This window comes from Methylobacterium hispanicum, from assembly GCF_022179285.1.
GTDB classification, from domain to species: Bacteria; Pseudomonadota; Alphaproteobacteria; order Rhizobiales; family Beijerinckiaceae; genus Methylobacterium; species Methylobacterium hispanicum.
In genome coordinates this window covers 191,225-212,485 of the sequence record NZ_BPQO01000006.1, presented here as the reverse complement: position 1 = coordinate 212,485, position 21,261 = coordinate 191,225, and the positions used below count along the sequence as shown (strand labels likewise).

At 72.0% G+C, this 21,261-nt stretch carries 16 protein-coding genes and 1 tRNA gene; 10 read left to right on the top strand and 7 right to left on the bottom strand.

Going from position 1 to position 21,261, the window contains the following annotated elements; translation table 11 throughout:
- The first annotated feature begins 148 nt into the window (after positions 1-148).
- The 7 genes from MFF56_RS09395 (at position 149) to MFF56_RS09365 (ending at position 7,776) form a co-directional block, all read left to right on the top strand.
- Positions 149-1,657 (top strand): hypothetical protein, encoded by a 1,509-nt coding sequence (locus MFF56_RS09395; protein ID WP_238229962.1) that lies wholly within the window; start codon positions 149-151, stop codon positions 1,655-1,657.
- 389 nt (positions 1,658-2,046) lie between these two features.
- The gene (locus MFF56_RS09390) at positions 2,047-3,192 is read left to right on the top strand and encodes a GGDEF domain-containing protein (protein WP_066925190.1); all 1,146 of its coding nucleotides are present in this window, start codon (positions 2,047-2,049) and stop codon (positions 3,190-3,192) included.
- Between the two features lie 30 nt (positions 3,193-3,222).
- Complete coding sequence (locus tag MFF56_RS09385) at positions 3,223-3,426, top strand: SlyX family protein (RefSeq protein ID WP_066925187.1); 204 nt, start codon at positions 3,223-3,225, stop codon at positions 3,424-3,426.
- Between the two features lie 377 nt (positions 3,427-3,803).
- Positions 3,804-5,354, top strand: a complete 1,551-nt coding sequence (locus tag MFF56_RS09380) for a 2-isopropylmalate synthase (RefSeq protein WP_066925184.1) — start codon at positions 3,804-3,806, stop codon at positions 5,352-5,354.
- A gap of 145 nt (positions 5,355-5,499) precedes the next feature.
- Positions 5,500-5,575: transfer RNA gene (locus MFF56_RS09375), tRNA-Lys, on the top strand.
- 740 nt (positions 5,576-6,315) lie between these two features.
- Positions 6,316-7,440, top strand: coding sequence for an FMNH2-dependent alkanesulfonate monooxygenase (gene ssuD / locus MFF56_RS09370; protein WP_066925181.1), 1,125 nt, complete (start codon positions 6,316-6,318; stop codon positions 7,438-7,440).
- Between the two features lie 129 nt (positions 7,441-7,569).
- Entirely contained in the window at positions 7,570-7,776 is a 207-nt protein-coding gene (locus tag MFF56_RS09365) for a hypothetical protein (RefSeq protein WP_066925179.1), read from the top strand.
- Between the two features lie 50 nt (positions 7,777-7,826).
- On the opposite strand, the gene MFF56_RS09360 is transcribed toward MFF56_RS09365, so the two are convergent.
- The 4 genes from MFF56_RS09360 to MFF56_RS09345 all read right to left on the bottom strand — a co-directional run bounded on the left by MFF56_RS09360 (position 7,827) and on the right by MFF56_RS09345 (position 13,880).
- The gene (locus MFF56_RS09360) at positions 7,827-9,275 is read right to left on the bottom strand and encodes a PepSY domain-containing protein (protein ID WP_066925176.1); all 1,449 of its coding nucleotides are present in this window, start codon (positions 9,273-9,275) and stop codon (positions 7,827-7,829) included.
- Entirely contained in the window at positions 9,275-11,407 is a 2,133-nt protein-coding gene (locus tag MFF56_RS09355; protein ID WP_238229961.1) for a TonB-dependent receptor, read from the bottom strand. Before MFF56_RS09355 ends, MFF56_RS09360 begins: the two co-directional genes overlap by 1 nt.
- 179 nt (positions 11,408-11,586) lie before the next feature.
- On the bottom strand, positions 11,587-11,961 hold the full coding sequence (locus tag MFF56_RS09350) for a hypothetical protein (protein WP_156453895.1): 375 nt from the start codon (positions 11,959-11,961) through the stop codon (positions 11,587-11,589).
- A gap of 134 nt (positions 11,962-12,095) precedes the next feature.
- Positions 12,096-13,880: a glucan ABC transporter ATP-binding protein/ permease gene (locus MFF56_RS09345; RefSeq protein WP_066925164.1), complete on the bottom strand. Its 1,785-nt coding sequence runs from the start codon at positions 13,878-13,880 to the stop codon at positions 12,096-12,098.
- Between the two features lie 251 nt (positions 13,881-14,131).
- Between MFF56_RS09345 and MFF56_RS09340 the strand changes: the two genes are divergently transcribed.
- Positions 14,132-14,905: a motility protein A gene (locus MFF56_RS09340; RefSeq protein WP_066925161.1), complete on the top strand. Its 774-nt coding sequence runs from the start codon at positions 14,132-14,134 to the stop codon at positions 14,903-14,905.
- Between the two features lie 35 nt (positions 14,906-14,940).
- Entirely contained in the window at positions 14,941-15,771 is an 831-nt protein-coding gene (locus MFF56_RS09335) for an OmpA/MotB family protein (RefSeq protein ID WP_066925158.1), read from the top strand.
- A gap of 24 nt (positions 15,772-15,795) precedes the next feature.
- Here MFF56_RS09335 and MFF56_RS09330 read toward each other — a convergent pair whose 3' ends face one another.
- Genes MFF56_RS09330 through MFF56_RS09320 form a run of 3 tightly spaced genes read right to left on the bottom strand, consistent with a single transcriptional unit; the run spans position 15,796 to position 19,930 of the window.
- Positions 15,796-16,731, bottom strand: coding sequence for a TAXI family TRAP transporter solute-binding subunit (locus MFF56_RS09330; protein ID WP_066925154.1), 936 nt, complete (start codon positions 16,729-16,731; stop codon positions 15,796-15,798).
- Positions 16,732-16,758: 27 nt separating this feature from the next.
- Positions 16,759-17,253, bottom strand: coding sequence for a CAP domain-containing protein (locus MFF56_RS09325; protein ID WP_197430691.1), 495 nt, complete (start codon positions 17,251-17,253; stop codon positions 16,759-16,761).
- A 19-nt stretch (positions 17,254-17,272) separates the two neighbouring features.
- Positions 17,273-19,930, bottom strand: a complete 2,658-nt coding sequence (locus MFF56_RS09320; protein WP_156453894.1) for a DUF3772 domain-containing protein — start codon at positions 19,928-19,930, stop codon at positions 17,273-17,275.
- A gap of 646 nt (positions 19,931-20,576) precedes the next feature.
- On the opposite strand from MFF56_RS09320, the gene MFF56_RS09315 reads away from it, so the two are divergent.
- Positions 20,577-21,125 carry an HNH endonuclease gene (locus tag MFF56_RS09315; protein WP_066925151.1) on the top strand — a complete coding sequence of 183 codons (549 nt, stop codon included), beginning with the start codon at positions 20,577-20,579 and terminating at the stop codon, positions 21,123-21,125.
- Positions 21,126-21,261: the final 136 nt, after the last annotated feature.

The window sequence follows — 21,261 nt, the reverse complement described above, 5'->3', positions numbered from 1 at the left end:
CCGCCCGCGTGACCGGCCCGCTCCCTGCGTGATCTGCCGATCTTTCGGGCGCCGTCCGCACCGTCCACAAGCGGGGCGGATCGGGATGGGATCGCGGGCCGTTACAGGGCCGCGCCCGTCGCCGACGGGGCGGAACGACGGCAGCAGGATGAGCGCAGAGAGAACCGGAACCCCGCCCCCCGAAGCCGGCGCGCCGAGGGGCCGCCGACGCGGGTCCCAGCGGATCCGGACGTGGCTCCTGGCGGGCGCCCTCATCCCGGCGGGCGCGGTGCCCGCCTCCGCACAGGCGGCCGAGGGCTCGGTGCCGGCCTGCTTCCGCACGGCCGGCGGGGCGCTGGAGATCTGCCGAGACGGATCCGAGGCGGAGGGCGTCTACTGGGCGCCGCCGCCCTGCGCCTTCGCGCGCGGCGTCCAGATCCTGCGGCTCGGCAGCGGCAGCACGGCCGGTCCGCTCCAGGTGATCTACCACGGGGAGACGCCGGCCGAGGAGCGCCGCGGAGGGGAGGCCTGCGAGGCGCGGCGCGCCACCGACCCGATGGATTCCGGCGCGGTGCAGTCCGGCCGGGGCCTCGAGCAGCTCGCCACCACGATGCCGCCGGCCGTGCCCCGCCTCTGGGAGCGGCAGGCCGAGCCGGAGAAGCCCCAGTCCCGCCGCGCCCGGCGCGGGCGGGACGCGCCGGCCGAACCGGGGCCCGAGACCGAGCACGGCGTCGCCGCCCGCAACCCGATCGTCGTCGCCGGCCGCGACTGGGCGGGCGAGGCCTACTATCACGTCTTCCTGATCTCGACGGTGGGCGGCGGGGACGCGGCGCGTCGGGTCCAGGTGCAGGCCCGCACCTACGACTTCGAGAGCTTCGAGATCCGCAGCCGCGGCCCGGACGGCGGCGTCGCCTGGGTGCCGTTCGGCGAGGGCGCCGGCAAGGGGACCGGCAAGGGCGCGGACCGGCGTCGCGAGGCCGGCGCGCCCCCGGCCGCCGTGCTCGACGAGGGCGGCCGGCCGGTCGTCGGCAACTGCGCTGCCCAGCGCCTCGACGCGCAGGGGCTCAGCGGCTCGATCAGCGTGATCGATCAGACCTACCACTACGTCTACACCGACGTGATGCCGGAGGATTGCGGCGAGCCCGCGCCGCGGCGGCGCACGGCCCTCTATCTGCGCACCAGCCGCGACCTCGGCGCCGCGCGCGTCTGGTCGGCGCCCCGCACCCTGATGGCGGCGCTGCCGCCCGGCACGATGGTGCGCGCCGCCAAGGCCCGGGGCATGGACCGTTGGGTGATCTCCTATTCCTGCCGTCGCCCGGCCAACGCGCCCGGCGGCCCGGTGCCGGACATCTGCGTGCAGTACAGCGCCGACCTCACGCTCGACGCGCTCGCCGCCCTGAAGCTGTTCTCGGAGCCGGTCTCGGCCCAGCGCTCGCCGGCCTATCTGGGCCTGCGCTCGGGAGGCGACGGCAGCGGGCGCTTCAGCCGGGTGGCGCATTACTGGATGACCGACCGCTACGGGAACCTCGACGTGCCGGACGCCCTGTCGGCCAAGTCCGGCTTCCTCACCTGGCTGGACCGGCTCGCCCCGCGCCGCGACGGCAGCGCCGACTCGACCCTCTACGGCCGCCCGGTCTACTGGGGCACCTGGACGGCGCGCCCGGTCAGTCCGCGGTGAGCGGGCGGAAGGGGCGCGGGTCGCATCGTCCGACCTACCGAGGACCGTGACGCTCCCGTAGCATAGCCGCCTCGAGCCGAAGTCAGAGCAGGTCGCCCGCGCGCAAAGCCAAGTCAGGGACGGCCCTATCTCGCGGCTAAGCTTTGCTGTATAAGCGGCCTCATCAGGGTCTTGTCCCGATGCGACGGCCACGGCCGTCGTCGCGACGCGGATCCGCTGTGCGGCGGGTTCGCACGCCCGGCTCCCGGATCGCGCGGGAAGAAGGCGCGCGGCGGGATGGATCGGTTCCGGCGGTCCCGCCGTGGTGCCGGTCCCGGTCAAGCGTTTCGACCGGCCCACCGGATCCTCCGGTTCCGGTCCGTGGTCCCCGGGGGCAGGCACCCACAGCGATGCGGCTCGACATCACGACCCTGCTGATCGTGACCTTCGTGCTGACGCTCATGGTCGGCGGCCTGTTCCTGTTCGCCTGGCGCCAGCAGCGCGGGACCCCGGCCCTGCTGATCTGGGGCCTCGCTCACATCCTCGGCGCGCTCGGCTCGGCCGGTCTCGCCCTGCGCGGCCTGATCCCGGACGCGATCTCCATCGTCGTCTCCAATGCCGCGGTGCTCTCCGCCTACGGCCTGATCTGGAGCGGCGTCGAGGCCTTCGAGGGCCGCCGCGTCCGGCCGCTGCTCACCTTCGGCGGCGTGATCGCCTGGCTCGTCCTCTGCTGCGTGCCGACCTTCTACGCCACGATCGAGGCGCGGGTGATCTTCGCCTCCGCGCTCGCCACCGCCTACTGCACCGCCGCCGCGCTCGCGATCCGGGCCGGGCGGGCGGAGCCCCTGCCGTCCCGGACGGCCACCGCGGTCGTGCTCGCCGCCTACGCGGCCTGCTACGCGGCGCGCATCCCCGCGACGCTGCTGGTCCCCCTGCGCGAGACGCGCAACCCGCTCCAGTCCGAATGGGTCACGGGCCTGTGCTTCGCCGCGATGCTGTTCACGCTCGCGATCGCCTTCGGCTTCATCGCCCTGGTGAAGGAGCGGGCCGAGCACCGGCAGCGCATCGCCGCCTCGACCGACGCGCTCACGGGGGTCGCCAACCGCCGCGCCTTCGTGGCCGAGGCGGAGGAACGGCTCGCCCGCGGCGAGCCGGTGGCCCTGCTCCTGTTCGACCTCGACCACTTCAAGGTCGTCAACGACACCCACGGCCACGCGGTCGGGGACGCGGTGCTCGTCGCCTTCTGCGCGCTCGCCCGCGCCCTCCTGCCCGAGGCCGCGATCGGGCGCCTCGGGGGCGAGGAGTTCGCCTGCCTGATCGGGGACGACGGACCCGCCGCGGTGCTGGCCAGGGCCGAGCGGGTGCGCCGCGCCTTCGCGACGCTCGCGCTTCCCGAGTTGCCCGGCCTGCGGCTGGCGGCCAGCGCCGGCGTCGCGCGCGCGGCGGGCGGGGATTTCGACGCGCTGATGCGCCGGGCCGACCAAGCCCTCTACGCCGCCAAGCGCTCGGGCCGCGACCGGGTGGTGGCGGCCGCTCCCCTCCCCCGCGCGGCGTGATAGATCCCGGGCTCTGACCCCGGAGACGACATGAGCGACGAGGCCCGCCTCACCCGCCTGGAGATGCGCCTGAGCGAGCACGAGGCCACGATCGAGGACCTGAACCGCGTCGTGACGGAGCAGTGGCGGCTGATCGACCGCCTCGCCCGGCAGGTCGCGGCCCTGCACGAGCAGGTTGAGACGGTGGCCGAGCGCGTGCCGCGCGGACCCGAGCCGCCCCCGCCGCACTACTGATGCCGCCGGGGTTCCGAAGGCCCGAGGGCCTTCGGCTCGCTCTCGGGTGAGAGCCCCCTGGGCTTCGTCCGGGCCTTGCCTTGGCGCGCCGCAGCGGATACCTGTACCGGCTGATTGTGGGCGGTCCCGCCGGACCGCGATGCGTGGAGAGGCGAGCCTTGGCCGGAGCCGGCTCAGCAGCGTACGGGATCGAGCGTGCCGCGGGTGCGGCCGCCTGCTCGCGCGCGCTTCTCGCCAGCCTTCTCCTTACCCGCCCCTGAGGGCCGTCCGGGCGCGCGCCTGGGCTCTCAGGGGATCGCACGACGCCTCCTCCTTCCAGGCTTCGGCCGCTCTCGACCGCATGTGCGGCGGGCGGCCCGCGACAGGGTAGATTCTCGATGACCACCACCTCAGGCGCCCGCGACCGCGTCCTCATCTTCGACACCACGCTCCGCGACGGCGAGCAGTGCCCCGGCGCCACCATGACGCTCGACGAGAAGCTGGCGGTGGCCGAGCTCCTCGACACGATGGGCGTGGACATCATCGAGGCCGGCTTCCCGATCGCCTCGAACGGCGATTTCGAGGCGGTGGCCGAGATCGCCCGGCGTTCCAAGCGCGCGGTGATCGCGGGGCTCGCCCGCGCCATCCCCGCCGACATCGCCCGGGCCGGCGAGGCCGTGCGCCATGCCCAGAGGGGCCGCATCCACACCTTCGTCTCGACCTCGCCGATCCACCTCGCCCACCAGATGCGCAAGAGCGAGGACGAGGTCGTCGAGATCATCCTGAAGACGGTGGCGCAGGCCCGCGACCTCGTGGACGACGTCGAGTGGTCGGCCATGGACGCGACCCGCACCGGGATCGACTACCTGTGCCGCTGCGTCGAGGCGGCGATCCGGGCCGGCGCCACCACCATCAACCTGCCCGACACCGTCGGCTACGCCACCCCGTCCGAGTACCGCGCCATGTTCGCGGCCGTGCGCGAGCGCGTGCCGAACGCCGACAAGGCGGTGTTCTCGGTCCATTGCCACAACGACCTCGGCCTCGCCGTCGCCAACACGCTGGCGGGCCTGGAGGGCGGCGCGCGGCAGGTCGAGTGCACGGTCAACGGCATCGGCGAGCGGGCCGGCAACGCGGCTTTGGAGGAGGTCGTGATGGCGATCCGCACCCGTGGCGACGTGATGCCGTTCGAGACCGGCATCGAATCGACGCTGCTCACCCGCGCCTCGAAGCTCGTGAGCCACGCGACCAACTTCCCCGTGCAGTTCAACAAGGCGATCGTCGGCCGCAACGCCTTCGCGCACGAGAGCGGCATCCACCAGGACGGCATGCTCAAGAACGCCGAGACCTACGAGATCATGACCCCGGCCTCGGTGGGCTTGGCCAAGACCTCGCTGGTGATGGGCAAGCATTCGGGCCGCGCCGCCTTCCGCTCGAAGCTCGGCGAACTCGGCCTGCACCTGACCGACAACCAGTTCCAGGACGTGTTCGAGCGCTTCAAGGCGCTCGCCGACCGCAAGAAGCACGTCTACGACGAGGACATCGAGGCGCTGGTGGACGAGAACCTCGCCACCGCCCACGACCGCATCCGCCTCGTCTCGCTCTCGGTGATCGCGGGCACGCACGGGCCCCAGCGCGCGACGCTGAAGATCATGGTCGATGAACGCACGGTGACGGAGGAAGCCGACGGAAACGGGCCCGTGGACGCAGTGTTCAACGCCATCCACGCCCTTGTACCGCACGAGGCGGTCCTGGAACTCTACCAAGTCCACGCGGTGACCGAGGGGACCGATGCGCAGGCCGAGGTCTCGGTGCGCCTCAAGGACGGCGAGCGCAGCGTGACGGCGCGCGGCGCCGATCCGGATACGCTGGTCGCGTCGGCCAAGGCCTACCTCTCGGCGCTGAACAAGCTCTCGGCCGCCGCCCGACGCCTGCACGCGCAGGCGATCTGAGGACGCCCGGCCACGATCCGATCGCGGCGCACAAATTTCCCGAAAAATCCTGCGACCCGGGGGTGGACAGCCCCCGGGTCGCTTGGTATCAGCCCTCCATCGACGGCGGACTTGGTGGCCGCCTCGCCATCGCTGAAAAGCGATCGGGCGCATAGCTCAGTTGGTAGAGCAGCTGACTCTTAATCAGCGGGTCCTAGGTTCGAACCCTAGTGCGCCCACCAAAATCCTCACTTCGTCATAGTTCGTGAGCGGCAGTCGCCGATCCGGCATTCGCCCCCCAATCGTGGGTTGGGAACGGGTGCCAACGATCATGGTGCAGCGTTCCTGCCCCATATGGCTCACCGGGCGCGCGGCGAGCTGGGCAGAACGCCGATAGGAACGTGCGTTTTACGTCCTGGTCTGTCTGCTTCAGCGCGGCAGCAAGCTGAGCTTCCCCATAGGCGCGGTGGCCTGCCACGCATAGTGCTTGGCACGCGATGCGGAACGGGTGCACATCGACCGGTCCGGCCGGCACGCAGCGTGATCGCGGTCGCCCGCGACACACCAGGGACGGAAGGAACCTTCCTCCGCCGCGCCGCGCGAGAGGTCGTTCTCGTTGCGCGGTGCGGATCTTTGGAATGTCGGGTCGGGTGCGTTCGATCTAACGTACGACCCGTGTCGATCCATCGATCTGCGGATCGGTTCGAGGCGGGACCGGGCGACGGAGGCGTCCGCGCGCGGCGCCGGACCGCCTCAGATGTGGGAGACCGCCCGCCACGCGGCGAAGGCCTTCTAGTCCGGCGCCGCCGCCCGACCATCATATCCGGATGATCGCCCGCCCCCTTGACGCTCACCCTTTGCCCGTGCCGGGCCGGCGATCGCACACGGCGCGTGCGGAGGCTCACCACGCTCTCCCACAACTTTCCGGAGGGGAAGCCGTGGCACCGACGCGGCCCTCCGGCGCCCGAGCGAGGATAAGCCCATGGCCTACGACGTCTTCTGGTTCCTGCCGACCTCCGGCGACACGCGCTATCTCGGCACCTCCGACACGGGCCGCGCGCCCACGAACGCCTACATCCGGCAGGTCGCCGAGACGGCGGACCGGCTCGGCTACGACGGCCTGCTGATCCCGACCGGCGCCTCCTGCACCGACCCCTGGGTCACGGCCGCGAGTCTCGTCACGGCGACGCAGCGCATCAAGCTGCTGGTGGCTCTGCGCACCTCGATTACCGGCCCCACGCTCGGTGCGCGGCAGGCCGCGGCTTTGGACGAGGCGCTCGGCGGGCGGCTCCTCCTCAACGTGGTGGTGGGTGGCGACGCCACCGAACTCGCCGCCGACGGCGCCTTCTACGACCACGCCGAGCGCTACGCCGCGGCCGAGGAGTACCTCACCGTCTGGAAGCGGCTGATGGCCGGCGAGACGGTCGATTTCGAGGGGCGCCACGTTCGCGTCGCGGGTGCGCGCAACTTCCACCCGGCAGTGCAGACGCCCTGGCCGCCGCTCTATTTCGGCGGCTCCTCGCCCGCCGCGCACGACCTCGCGGCCCGCCATGTCGACGCCTACCTGACCTGGGGGGAGCCACCCGAGGCGGTAGCGGAGAAGATCGCCGATGTCCGCGCGCGCGCCGCCCGGCAGGGCCGCAGCGTGCGCTTCGGCGTGCGCCTCCACGTGATCGTGCGCGAGACGGAGGGCGAGGCCTGGGCGGCGGCCGACCGCCTGATCAGCCGCCTCACCGACGACGACATCGCCCGCGCCCAGGCGAACTACGCCCGGATGGACTCGGTCGGGCAGGCTCGGATGGCCGCGCTCCACGGGGGCCGCCGGGACCGCCTCGTGGTGGCGCCGAACCTCTGGGCCGGCGTCGGCCTGGTGCGGGGCGGCGCCGGCACGGCGCTCGTCGGCTCGCCCGAGCAGGTCGTGCAACGGCTCGAGGACTACGCCGCGCTCGGCGTCGATACCTTCGTGCTCTCCGGCTACCCGCACTTGGAGGAGGCGATCCGCTTCGCCGAACTCGCCTTCCCACTGATCGCCGGCAAGGCGCCGGTGACGCTGCGCGCCTCCGCACAGACCGGCGGCGCCTTCGACATCCGCGCGACCGCGCGCTGAGTCGCACGGCGCCCCCATCCCGCGCCACGATGTCGGCGGCCGGCATTGACAGGATCGACGTCCCGCGACACCGCTCGCACGAAGCATCACCGGTGCAGATCGGCGGGTGCGTGCGGGGATCGGCAGACGATGCGGCTCGCGGCACTGCTCTTCGGCATCGGCCTGCTCCTGGCAACAGCCGTCTGGTTCTTCTACCTCGTGCCTCTGGGATGCGCGATGAACACGACCGGCTGCAAGGAGGGGATCTCGGTGTGGAGCGGCGTCGGCCTGATCCACTTCTGGACCCCGCTCGTCGCCGCGCTGTCGGCTCTGGCGTACGGTTCGGGAAGACCCTGATCACGCGCCGCACCGGATGGGTGGGTCCCTTCGGGCCTCCGAGCGCCCCCCTAGCGCATCCTCAACCCGAGCCGGCGCCAGCCAATAACCACGCCGGAGGCCGAGATCAGAAGGCCACCGAGCGACAGGGTGATCAGCAGCAGATCCCAGGCGGGCCTGTGCCGGAGGAGGAGCCCGAAATCGAAGCTGTGCGGCGCGTTGAACAGCCAACGGTAGAGCCGGTTCGAGCGGTCGGTCCGATTCTGGATCTCGCCGGTCGCCGGATCGATGTGGAACCACGTCGCGGAGGGGTCGGCGAAGCGGACGCGCAGCACCGGCAGCAGACGGTCGTGGTGATGGCCGTACCAGTAGAGATCCTCAGCCACTAAGTGCTCGATGGTGGGAGGCGCCGCATCCGGCAGAAGGCGGGCGGCGGCGGCGGCGAGCCGGCCCGGGTCGAGCGCTGCCCCGCAACAGGTGAGCGTCCGCCCGTCCGCGCAGGCGAGGATCACCCGCGCCTGCCCGTCGAGGCGCGAGAGCCGGGCCTCCCGCGCGTCCGGACAGGCGGCGGCGAGCGCGGCGCGGTCGAGGTCCGGCCACGGCTCCGCCGGTCCCGCGTAGCGCGCGAGCGAAGCGCGGTCCGGCTCTCGCGGCGAGAACCAGCGGTTGGGATTCATCGAGATCCAGCCGCTCACGACGAAGGTGACGAGCGTCGTGCCGGCGACGAGGCCGCCGAGGTGGTGCCACGCCATCCAGCCCTGGTAGGGCGTGATTTGGCCGCGCGCGTAGCGCCGCCGCAGGCGCACCCGCATCACCCCGACGACGAGGCCGGTGACCGCCCCGACGATCCCGATGCCGGAGAGCCAGAGCACCGTGTCGCGCCAGAGATCGAGCTGCGCCCGCAGCGGCGTGAAGTAGATCCAGTGCGGCACCGCGCCGAACCAGTTCCAGACGCGCTCGTGACGCGTCGTGTCCAGCGCGATCTCGCCGGTCAGGCCCGAGACGTAGAGCTGGGTGCCGGCCGCGTCGCCGAGCGCCACGCGGTGGAGGGGCCGCAGCGGATCGAAGCGCTGGTGCACGCTCCACTGGTCGCGCTCGACGAGCCCGAGATCGGCGATCGCGCCGGCCGCCGGGTGGTGGCGCGCTACGGCCAGCGCCCGCTCGGCCGGGATGCCGTCGATCGGGCGCCCGTCGACAGCCGAGAGCGTGCGGCGTGGGCCGTCCCAGGGCGTGAGGCGCCAGACCGGCTCGTCGGCGAGCATCGCGAGGTCGAGGCGGCGCACCGCGTCGCGCGGGAGGCCGGCCCGGGCCAGGGCCGCCTCCGGCTCGACCGCCACGCGGTCCCAGGCGATCGGCGGCAGGGCGGCGCGACGCTCGGCGTCCGTGAGGCGCGGGAAGCCCACATACATCATCACCACGCCGGAGACGAACCACGTGGCGAAGAGCAGGCCGGTGAGGATGCCGAGCCAGCGGTGCGTGAGGTAGAGCCAGCGCCGCAGGCGCTTTCCGAGGGCGCTCATCAGAAGACCACGTCGTAGATGAGCTCGACCGTGCGGGGCCGACCGAGCAGGAGAGAGGTCGCGTTGCCCCCGCGGGCGGCGGCGTACACTTCGTCGGTGAGGTTGTAGACCCGCAGCGACAGGCGCGAGCCGGGATCCGGACGGTAGTCGAGCACGGTGTTCAGGAGCGTGTAGTCCGGCCGCAGCAGCAGGTTGGCGAAGTCGCTCGCCATCGGCCCGACATGCTGCACGCCGAGCCGCGCCTCCCAGCGCGGCGCGAAGGCCCAGGCGAGCCAGAGGTTGGCGACCCGCTCGGGCACGTCGACCGGGAAGTTGCCGGCGTAGGAGACCACCCGGCCCGCGACCGTCTGGCTGAAATCGTCGTACTGGGCGTGGAGCAGCGCGAGGTTGGCGTCGAGGCGCCAGTTCTCCCACGGCGAGAGGGAGAGCGCCGCCTCGAACCCTTGCGAGGATTGGCTGCCGACCTGCACGCCGACGCCCGGCTGGCCCGGCACGGCACTGACGAGGTTGTCCTTGACGATGCGGTAGCCGGCCAGCGTCCATTCCGCCGTGCCCGCCCAGAACAGGCCCTTGGCCCCGATCTCGACCTGCCGGCCGGTGGACAGGCGGAAGTCCTTCTGGGCCGGCTGCAGCGAGACGAAGTTGCCGACCGGGTCCACGGCAGTGGCGACTTGCGCGTAGAGCGAGACGTCGGGTCGCGGCTGGTAGACGAGGCCGGCGCGCCAGCTCAGCGCCTCGAAATCGGAGCGGAAGCGCGTGCCGGCGCGCAGGTCCGCCCCGCGGATGATGGGCGCGTCGTAGCGGAGGCCCGTCACCAGCGAGAGCTCCTTGGTGAGCACGAGGCGGTTCTCGGCGAAGAGGGCGTACTGGTCGACCACGTTCTCGTAGCCCGGCGCGGTGCCCGCGAGGTTGATGAAGCGGCCGGGCACGAAGGCGAAGGGATCGACGAGGTCGGTGCCGCCGTAGGGCCGGTTGTTGATGTGCCGGTAGCGGATGCGATTGACCTCGGCACCCAGCACCGTCCGACTGGGTAGGCCGAAGACGTCGCCGCGCAGCGTCGCGTCGAGGCGGTTGCCGATCTGCTCCTGATCGTGGCGGATCTCGGCGAAGAGGGAGCGCTGGACGAGCCCCGTCGCCGGTAGGAAGGCGGAGCCTTCGGCGTTCCGGTAGAAACGGTCGCTCGTCATCCGATAGGCGACGTTGCGGACGGAAAGGTCGGCGCTCGGGCTCCACTCGGCCTTGAGCACAGTCCAGTTGTCGCGCCAGCGGATCTCGCTGTCGGCAACGTTGAAGTTGGTGTCCCGCAGGATGCGGGGCACGCGGCCGTTGACGAGGGGCGAGCCCCAGTAGCGCTCCGGGGCGGTGTCCCCGTAATCGTTCGAGAGCGTCACCGCGAGGTCGGCACTCGGCCGGTAGAGCAGGCTCCCCGAGACCGCGAGGTTCTCGAAGTCGCCGTTCGGGCGCAGCCAGCCCGCGCCCGCGTTGCGGCTGACGTCGAGGCGGTAGGCCAGCACGTCGCTGATCGGGCCGCCGGAGCCGGCCGCGACGCGGCGGGTGTAGTCCGAGCCGAAGCCGACCCGGGCCTCGCTCACGTCCGTGAAGGTCGGGCGCTTCGGCACGACGTCGATCACGCCACCGACCGCGCCCTCGCCGTAGAGCACAGAGGCCGGGCCGCGCAGCACCTCGATGCGCGCGACGTTCCAGGTGTCGAACGGGAAGGTCTGGGTGCTCGTGTAGAGGCGCACGCCGTCGTAGAGGCGCATCACCGAGTTGGTGCCGACGAAGCCGCGGGCCGAGAAGGCGGAGTTGCCGGTGCCCGGCGAGGCGGTGCTGGCGATGCCGACGCCGTTCTGGGTGACCGCCTCATTCACGGTAATCTGCCCGCGCTCGCGCACCACCGCGCCCGGGATGACGTCGACGCTGGCGGGCGTCTGGAGGGGCGTGAGGCCGAGCCGGCTCGCCGAGGGGGCGGGCGTCGCGAGGTTGAGGCCGCGGGGCGCGGGGGCACCGGTCGCGGTCACCTCCAGCATGTCGAGTTCGACGGCGTCGGGCGCCGCGGGGCCGGACATGGCGGCGTTCGGGGCAAGGCAGGTCGCGACCGCCAGGCAGGCGGCGATGGATCGAGGGGACATGACGGCTCCTGCGCCCGGGTCGCGCGACGGTCCTTGGGCGTCGGCGCGGGCGGCTCCTGTCGAGGAGAGGAGGCGCGCGGGCGCTTCTCGCGCGGCCGCGTCGCGGGGCTCGATGCAGGGGCCGGAATCGTCCTGAGTGAAGACGGCCGCCGGCCGACCGGTCGCTTACGGGCGACGGGTCAGGTGGCGGCGGGCGGTGCGCGGGGTGCGGCTGAGCGGTGGGTCCGGGCGGGCGGCGCGTGGGCTTGGACGGCGTGCCAGCGCCGTTCGCGGGCGAGCGCCGGCACGGCGGCGGGTATCGCCTCGATCTCGGGAGCGGCCAGCGCGCAGGCGGCGAGCCGGCAGGCCGTGGAGCAGCAGGATTGGTGGCCGGTCTGTTCGTCCCGCTCCTGGCCCGCGTCCGCGCGGTGATCTGAGCAGATGATCCCGCTGGCCTGCAAGCTCATCCGGGCGGCGGCGACGCCGCCGAGCAGGCCCTGCAGCACGAGCGCGTAGAGAGTGAGCACGCCGATGGCGGCCCGCCATGCCCCTGTCCGCTGCATGCGTCGTCCCATGGGGCTTCCTGGGGCGAGCGGGGCGCGGCTGTCAATGGTCAAGCTGGGGTGGCCCCCCCTCCCCCGCTTGCGGGGAGAGGGGGGCCGAACGGTGAGCAAGAGCCCTTCCCCGCCAGGGGACGGGCCCATCTCCCTCACGCCGCCATCGCCATCTCGACGCCGTCCTCCGCCGCCTCGGCGGCCATGAACTGAGCCCGGGCGAGCTCGGCGAAGCGGCCGCCCTCGGCCACCAGCGCGTCGAAGGTGCCAGCCTCGACGATCTTCCCCTCGTGGAAGACCAGGATGCGGTCGGCGTTGCGGATCGTGGCGAGGCGGTGGGCGATCACGAAGGTGGTGCGGCCCTCCATCACGGTCTCCAAGGCGCCCTGGAGCTTGCGCTCGGTGGCGGCGTCGAGCGCCGAGGTGGCCTCGTCGAGGATCAGGATCGGCGGATTCTTCAGGAGAGCCCGGGCGATCGAGAGGCGCTGGCGCTCGCCGCCGGAGAGCGAGCGGCCGCGCTCGCCGATGATCGTGTCGAGCCCGTCGGGTTGGCGTGCCATGAAGGCGGAGGCCTGGGCGCGCTCCAGGGCGTCGAGCATCTCAGCGTCGGTGGCCTCGGGGCAGCCGACCTGCAGGTTCTCGCGGATCGAGCGGGCGAACAGCATCGGCTCCTGGAAGACCACGCCGATGTTGTGGCGCAAGCTGGAGAGGCCGATGTCGCGGATGTCGATCCCGTCGATCCGGATGGCGCCCGCGGCCGGATCGAAACTGCGGTGCAGCAGGCCGAGGGTCGTCGACTTGCCCGAGCCCGTGGTGCCGACAAGCGCCACCGTCTCGCCGGCCCGGGCCGCGAACGAGACCCCGTCGAGCGCCTTGCGGCGGCCGTCGTAGGAGAACTCCACGCCCTCGAAGCTGACGTCGCCCTCGAAGCGGGCGATTTGCAGAGCGTGCGGCCGGTCGCGGACGGCCGGGACCGTGTCGAAGATCGCGAAGAACTCGGCGATCTTCGGGGCCTGCTGGAACACGCCGTTGACGAAGCCGACCACGTGGTCGAGGCGGGCCACGAGGGCGGTCGCCAAGCCCATGAAGGCCACGACCTCGCCGACCGTGGTGGTGCCGGCCTGGTACAGGAAGATGCCGGTCACGAAGATCGCCGTCATGGTGATGGTGGCCGAGGCGCGGGTGGCGACGTTGGCCAGCGCCCACCAGGACAGGACCGGGATCTGGGCGGCGAGCAGGTTCTGGATGATGTCGCGCATCGCATCCTTCTCCGCCTTGGCGCGGGTGAAGGACTGGATGACCGCGACGTTGCCGAGCGCGTCCGAGGCGTGGGCGGCGAGGCCCGAGTTATAGGCCTCGACGCGGCCCTGCAGCGTCTCGGTGCGGCGCATCACGAAGGTGGTGAGCGCGGTGAAGACCATCACCAGCACCACGAGGATGAGGCCGAGCTTCCAGTTCACGAAGAGGGTCATCGGCAGGAGCACGCCGAGCGAGATCAGCGCCGCGAGGTGGTCGCGGAAGAACCCGAGCCAGAAGCCGTTCATGCCGTTCGTGCCCTCCAGCATGGCCTTGAGCACGGTGCCGGAATGGTTCGAGGCGTGGAAGGCGAGCGGCAGGTCGAGCACGTGCTCGAAGTAGCGCGCCATCGTTCCGAGGCGGTTGCGGTGGGCGAGCCGGTCGGCGTGGAGCGCGATCGCGACGCCCGCCGCGATGGTGAAGAAGCCGAAGCCGACCCAGGCCAGGATCAGCGGCAGCATCGTGCCCATGGCGTCGCCGCCGCGCTTGAGATGCGTCAGCTGATCGATGATGCGGCCCATCAGCAGCGGCTCGGCGAAGGCCGCCACCGCCAGCATCACGTTCGCGCCGGCGAGCGCCCAGGCCAGCCTGCGGTCTGAGCCGAGGAGGCCCAGCACCCGCGCGTAGAGACGAACCAGCGACATGCCAACTCCGATGCTACCCCCGACGGCGCCGGGCGGGGCGCCGCCCCCTCGGTCCGCACCGCTCTCTGGCGGGCCGGCACCTCGGGACGGGACGGCTTATGCGGCGTCCCGGCTGAACGGCGCATGACGGCTGGGTTCAGGGCCCGGCTCTTTACGGTTCGTTCAGCATGATTTGCTAACCATCGGGAGGCGCGGGCCGCAAGCGCCGCGGCGCCGCGCTTGTCCGATATCCCGCGCCGGGTCGTCTCATCATGGATCTCGCAACCGGTATCGGGCTGCTCGGCGGCGTCGGCGTGGTGTTCACGCTGATCATGATCGACGGCGGCAACTTCGCCGCCTACTTCGACAAGCACGCGGTCATCGTCATCTTCGGCGGCTCCGTGATGGCGACGATCATCCGGTTCCCCTTCTCGGCCATCGCACACGGCCTGCCGATGGGCCTGCGCTACGCCTTCACCATGCGGGCGGTGAAGCCGCACGACCTGATCGAGGAGATCACCAAGATCGCCGAGACCGTGCGCAAGAGCGGGCCGATGGCGCTGGAGAACATGGAGATCTCCGATCCCTTCCTGGCCCAGGGCGCGCGCTACGTCGCCGACGGCTACGAGCGCGAGTTCATCCGCGACACGATGGAGCGGGACCGCGACAACTTCCTGATGCACCTCGAGGAGGGCTCGAAGATCTACCGCGCCTTCGGCGACTGCGCGCCGGCCTGGGGCATGATCGGCACGATCCTCGGCATGGTGACGATGTTCGCCAACATGTCCGATCCCTCGAAGCTCGGCCCAGCGATGGCGACTGCGCTGCTCGCCACCCTCTACGGGGCGCTGATCGCAAACCTCGTCGCGCTGCCGATCGCGGACAAGCTGCACCTGAAGGTCGAGGAGGAGGACGTCTCCCGCTCGCTGATCATCGACGGCATCCTGATGATCCGCGACCAGAAGAGCCCGACGCTGGTGCGCGAGATGCTGGTCGCCTACCTGCCGCACGCCCACCGCGAGCCGCTCGAGGAGGCTGCGGCGTGACGGCGGCCGGGCATCGGTAGCGGAGGGCCCGCACGGTGGCCAAGAAGAAGCGCGGCGGCGCGCATGGCGGCCACGGCTGGTTCGTGACCTTCGCCGACCTGATGGCGCTGCTGATGAGCTTCTTCGTGATGATCGCGGCGTACTCGACGCAGGACCAGAAGAAGATGCAGGCGGTGGCGGGCTCGATGCGCGACGCCTTCGGCATCAACAAGGAATCGCGCTTTGCCGGCATCATCGAGCACAAGGGCCTGCCCGCGGCCGACCACGTCCGCTACCTGCGCGACATCCCGCCCGACCGCGCGACCGACCGCACCACCCCGCCGAGGCCGGACTCGGACGCCGCCCTGGGCGTGAACAGCGCGAGCGAGCCTGACAGCTTCGGCCTCGCCGCCGCATCGCTGCGGCAGGCGCTACAGGATCTGCCCGACATCGCCGAGGTGTCGAAGAACGTCGTCGTCGCCAGGACCGAGCAGGGCCTCGATGTCTCGATCGTCGATCAGGACGGGCGCTCGATGTTCCCGGACGGGTCGAGCCGGCCGACCGACCAGACACGCCGCCTCTTGGAGAAGCTCGCGCCGCTGCTCAGGCAGATGCCCAACCGCATCGCCGTCACGGGCTTCACGGCGACCGACCGGCCGGGACGGCGCCCGCTGGCGCCGCCCTGGGAGATCTCGGCCGCGCGCGCGATCAGCACCCGCGAGATCCTGGCAGGCGCCGGCGTGCCCGACGACCGTTTCGCCTCGGTCGCCGGCAAGGCCGACACCGAGCCGTTGTTTCCCGACAACCCCTATCTGGCCGCCAACCGCCGGGTGACGGTGACGCTGCTGAAGGAGGCCCCGCCCGTGCCGGCGAAGGGCCTGCCTTAAGGGACGCGGGTCCCGGAGAGCGCGCTAAGGCGCCCGCGTGGGGTCCGCGAGTGCCCGTGCTGTCCCGGGATTGAGCCATGCCGGAGGCACCGCCTCCGCGAGGTTGCGCGGGTCGCTGCCGCCGCCCTGGCCGGTGGCGCGCCCGAGGGCCTCGCCCGCTCGCACCATCGCCCGGACGAGGCGCTCCGCAGTCTCTGGCGGCAGATCCGGTCGAGCGAGGATAAGGCTCCACGATCCCACCGTGTCGATCGGCTCCGCCTGCCCCGGGAAGGTCCCGGCCGGCACACGCATCCGGCGCAGGGAGGGGCGCTCCGCCAGGAGGCGCGCGACCGCCTCGGGCGCGGGTGCCAGGAAGCGCGCGCCGCCTGGATCGGCCGCGAGGGCCGTGAAGCCCGGCCAGCGCAGGCCCCCGCCCCACAGGGCCGCGACCGCGCCGGCGCGCACGAGGTCCGGCCCGTCGCCCGCCCGCGCGAGGACGACTGGCACGACGTCCCGCTCGGGATCGAGGCCGGAGGCGGCGAGCACGGCCCGGCCCATCGCGGTCAGCCCCGAATCCCGCGTGCCCAGCGCGACGGCGCGGCCACGCAGATCCGCCACCTGCCGTACGGGGCTCTCGGCCGGCAGCACGAAGAGGCCGGGCGTCGGGTAGATCGGCGCGACGACGGTGAGGCGCGGCGCGGTCTCGTCCGCCAGCGCCGGGTAGGCGTGCTCGCCCTGCACCAGCGCGAGGTCGAGGGCGCCACGGCGCAGGAGGCCGAGATTCTCCACCGAGCCGCCGGTCGGGCGCGTCTCGACGACGAGGCTGGGATCGGCCTCGCGCAGGGCCGCGACCAGCGCCTCCGCGTAAGCCGGGAAGCCGCCGCCGGGCGTCGCGGTGCCGAGGCTGACGCGAAGCTCCTCGGCGAGCGCCGGGGCGGTGAGCACGAGCAGCGCCACGAGAACCCGGACCGCGCGCCGCATCCGCCCCTCCCCTTGCGCGTCCACCGGCTACTTGGCCGTCAGCAGCGCCCAGTAGACCTTGTACTTCGAGCCCGGCGCGAAGGCCGTGGCGATGCCCATGCGGGTTGCGGCTGGATCGAGCATCACGGCGTTGTGGGGCGGGCTGTCGCGCCAGCCCGAGAAGGCCTCGGCCAAGGTGTGGTAGCCCGCCGAGAGGTTGGCGTTGGCCTGGTCGTAGCCGAGGCGCGCGACCGCGGTCTTCACCGTCTGCGCCTTGCTCGGCCGGTCGGCCAGTGCCATCGCGGCGGCCTCGGCCTCGGCGAGGCGCTGCAGGTCCGGGTCGATCACCAGCGGCTTCTCGCCCCGGTTGCGCCGGTAGGCGGAGATCATGTCGCGCGCCGCCGCGGCATCGAGCTGGGCCGCGGAGCTGGCGAGCGGAAGGTAGAGGGTCGGGACCGCGGCGACGGGCGATCCGGTATTGCCCGCGCAGCCGCCGAGAAGCGCCACCGCGCAGATGCCGCCGATGAGACCGATCCCCCGCACCCTTCCGCCTCCCAAACCCCTACTCGGCCGCCTCGCGCTTGGCGGCGTCGGCCGTGCCGTCCCGGCGCGGGCCGCCCTGCCCGAACCGGGTCGCGATCTCGGACATCGCGGTCTGCATCCCGTCGAGGCCCTGCACCGTGACGAAGCTCGAGGGCGGGCCCGCGATCGGGATGAAGCCAGCATCCGATAAGGCCCTGAAGACCGCAAAGTTCAAGTCGTTCGTCACCTTCAGGGAGAGCGAGACGTCGACGATCATCACGATCAGCTCGAAATCGAGGTTGGCGTCGCCGATCTTGCGGAACACCACCCGGGGCGCGGGATCCTTCAGCACCTCGGGCAGCCCGGAGGCGGTCTCGATCATCAGTTCGGCCGCCCGCACCGGATCGAGGGCGCGCGGGATGCTCACCGTGATCGAGGTGCGGCCGATCCGGTCGCCGCGCACCCGGTTCTTCACGATGCCGGAGATCAGGTTCGAGTTCGGCACGATCACGGCAGAGCGGTCGAAGGTCTGGATCTCGGTGGAGCGCACGGAGATGCGCTTCACGATGCCCTCGCTGTCGCCGATCAGCACCTGGTCGCCGACGCGGATCGGGCGCTCCCAGAGCAGCAGCAGGCCGGAGACGAAGTTGTTGACGATCGATTGCAGGCCGAAACCGATACCGACCGAGAGCGCGCCGGCCACGATCGTCAGCTTCTCGAGGCTCAGGCCCAGATACGAGAAGGCGATGGCCAACGCGAGCAGGAAGCCGCAATAGCCCGAGACCGTCGAGATCGAGTTGCGCAGGCCCGCGTCGAGATCGGTCGCCGGCAGGTAGGTGTTCTCCAGCCAGCGCTGGATGCCCCGCGTGATCGCGACACCCAGCACCATGATTGCGATGGCGAAGGTGATAGTGGAGAGCGAGATGGTGACGTCGCCGACCTTGAAGCCGAAGAAGGCCGAGCGCACCGAGGAGAAGATGTCGGTGGAATCGAGCCCCCAGGGCGCGAGCGCGAGCAGCGCCACGAGCAGGTAGAGCACCACTCGCGAGGCGCCCGTGGTCAGCACCGCGATCTGGTTGAGCGAGCGCTTGCGCAGACCCGTATTGGCCTGGAGCGCGGTCGCGAAGCGGGTGTCGTCGCAGAGCGTGCCGCCCACGAACGAATCCACGCTCTGCGCCAGCAGGTAGAGCAGGACGAGGAGGCTCGCGGTCCAGACGAGCTGGTCGATCAGGAAGCTCGCGAAGGCGACGTAGCCGCCGAGGTCCGCGCCCACGATCACGACCACCGCCGCCCAGCCGAACAGCCGCGCGGGACCGCCGATGCCGGTGGTGGTCTTGGTCGGCACGTAGGGGCCGAAGCAGGCCTCCTCCTCCTCCTCCCGGTCGGCGAAGCGGTGCAGGCCGATCGCTAGCATCATGGCCATCGCGAGTGCCCCGACGCCGCGGGTGGCGATCGAGATCGGTAGCGCCGCCGAGATGCCGGTGTTGAGCGCCTCGATCGCCTTGACCACGGTGATGACGGTGGCGATGCCGACCGCCAGCCGCTTCACCCGTGTGGCGGCGGCGTCGCTCACCGGGGCAGGCCGCCAGGCCGGCTTGTCGGGCGAGAGCAGACCGTCGCAGAGCGCCTCGACGAAGCCGATGAAGGCTAGCCCCCCGAGCACGGCGCCCGCGAAGGGCAGGAGCCGCGAGGGCAGCAGGTCGGTGGCGTCGAGAGCGTAGTAGACCGCGTAGCTGCCCGCGACCGCCGGCAGGGTGCCTACAAGGATCACCCGCCAGGCACCGAGCAGGGTCTCGCGTCGGGTCGGATCAGTTCGAGCGGCATCGCGCCGCCCGAGCTTGGGCGCGATGTTGCGCCGCCCGAGATAGAGCGCCGCCGAGACGCCGAAGGCGAGCCCGAGCAGCAGCAGGTTCCAGACCGTGCCGTTGCGCGTGAACAGCAGGCCGATGTCGGCGAGCGCGCTCTGCAGCGAGCGGGTGTCGCGCGGGATGTCGGCCGCGACCCGGCTCCACAAGGTCGGGCTCACCAGGGACAGGGAGCGCTCGAACAGCCCTTTGGTGAAGGAGGCGCGGCGCTTGTTCTGGACCCGGTCGATGATCTGGTCGCCCTGGACCAGCGTGGCGCGGGCGAGGCGCTGGAAATCGTCGATGCGCACCACCGCCGCCTCGCGCTCGGCGCGCTCCTCGGCGACGTCCGCGCTCTCGGGCGCGTCCTTGGGCTTGGGCCCGAGCTGGCTGAGCCGCTCCCGGGCGGAGGCGAGCGGCGCGTCGATCTGGGCGACGAGGGTGCGCATCTCATCGACGATCGGTGCGACGGTGTCGCGGATCGCCGCGAGGTCCGCCATCGAGACGTGGGTCTGGCCGAGCTCCTTCTCCTGCCGGTCGAGCACCTCCTTGGCCGCGTCGAGCTTGGCCCGAACCTGCTTGGCCTGCTCGGACAGCTCGGGCGCCGGCTTGGGCTTCGGGGCCGGCGCTTGTTGAGCCGCGGGCGCTTGCTGAGCCGCGGGCGCCTGCTGGGCCGCGGGCGCCTGCTGGAGCGCGGGAGATTGCTGGGCCGCGGGCTGCTGAGCGAGCGCCGCGGGCGCGGCGACGAGGCCGGCCAGCAGCGCCAGAAGGGCCAGGCGCGGTCCGCGGCGCGTCTCGGACAGGCCGTGCGGGGGCAGGCCTCGGCTCGCTGGGCGGCTCGGACGTCGGCTCATCAGCATCCTTCTGCGGCATCCTTCTGTGGCGCGTGCCGGCGCGGGAGCGGCGGGCGGGCGCAGATCTGTGGCATGCGGGGTCGCGGCGCCCTCTCGGCGCCGTCTCTCGGGGCACGCGGGCGCCCGGAGGGTTTGGGACCGCCGGGTACGCGGGCGGGCCGGGGCCAGTCATAGTGCGAAAGGCCGCCGCTGGCGACCCGGGGCCGGCGCGGATCCTGCCCGCCCACGAGCGGGCCGCCTCGCGCAGCGCGATCGGGGCGGCCCCGGCCCGTGATCGCGCCATCCTGTGGGTGCGTCGCCGGGTGATGCGAACGCGGCTTCACAAGGCTGTCACCCTGATATTAGACTAAGCCCCGATGGACAGGGCCTTTTCGTTACCACGCGAAGGGGCGCGGCCGGGCGGCGAGCCGCCGGCGCCCCGCCACGCGGCGGTCGTATCCGCCACCTCGGGTCCCCTCGGGCGCCCGTCGGCCCGTCCTATACCCCAACGTCCGCGGCCGCCCCACGCGTCGGCGCCCTGTGCCTGTCACGCGCCCGTCAGACAGCGCCGCGACACCGTCGATCCCGTCGTTCCCCGCCCGGAGGCTGCGCGCCGCATCTGGCCTGCGCGACCTGCCGCCGGGCCACCGTTCGAAGCGTGGTGCCGATGATGGACCTGCAGACCCTCGTGCTGAACGCGGATTACCGGCCGCTCTCCTACAATCCGCTCTCGCTCTGGTCCTGGAAGGACGCCTTCACCGCCCTGTTCCTCGACCGGGTGACCCTGGTGGCGAGCTACGACGTCGAGGCGCGCTCGCCGAGCCGCTCGCTCCGGGTGCCGAGCGTCGTCGCCCTCAAGAACTACGTGACGCTGGCGCGCAGTCCGGCCTTCACGCGCTACAACATCTACCTGCGCGACGGCTTCAGCTGCCAGTATTGCGGCCTGCGCCTCCCCTCCGGGGGCCTGACCTTCGACCATGTGGTGCCCCGCTCCCGCGGTGGCCTGTCGAGCTGGGAGAACGTGGTCGCGGCCTGCAGCCCCTGCAACCTGCGCAAGGCCAACCGCACCCCGGACGAGGCCGCGATGCCGCTCCTCAACGAGCCGCGCCGCCCCACCCGCTACGAGCTGCACCACCGCCAGCCCGAGTTCGACCACCGGCAGTACCACCACACCTGGCTCGATTACCTGTACTGGGACAGCGAGCTGGAGAGCTGACGCGCGCTCACCACGCAGGCCGGCGCGCCGGAGGCTCGTTGTACATCGGCAGGTTGTTGTTGCGCGGCAGGTATCCGCTGACGATGGCCGGTGGGCCGTAGCCGAACCCGGGCGGCGGTGGCGGCCGGCGGCAGGG